The sequence below is a fragment of the Streptomyces sp. O3 genome, from assembly GCF_054788135.1.
The window spans coordinates 1-275 of sequence record NZ_JBTVYK010000181.1; the positions used below are offsets into that span (position 1 = coordinate 1).

The following is a 275-nucleotide window of genomic DNA, read 5'->3' on the forward strand; positions in this document are numbered from 1 at the left end:
GGCCCGACCTGGGCCGTGCGTGATGCGCTCACCTATGTGGACTTGTCGCTGTTCCAGATCGTGGCGGGGCTGCGCTATGCGTTTCCGCGTCACATGCAGCGCTATGAACGCACGCTGCCGCATCTCGTGGCGCTGCATGACCGCGTGGCCGCACAGCCGAACATCGCGACGTATCTGCAATCGCCACGGCGCATTCCCTTCAACACGATGGGTATCTTCCGCCACTACCCGGAACTCGATGCGCTGAAATGACAAACCCGGCGCAGGCCGGGTTT

General features: G+C 62.9%; 1 protein-coding gene. It reads left to right on the forward strand.

Going from position 1 to position 275, the window contains the following annotated elements; translation table 11 throughout:
- The coding region (locus tag ACX6XY_RS30265; protein ID WP_460337876.1) for a glutathione S-transferase C-terminal domain-containing protein at positions 1 to 252 on the forward strand (252 nt) is incomplete at its 5' end.
- Between the last annotated feature and the right edge of the window lie 23 nt (positions 253 to 275).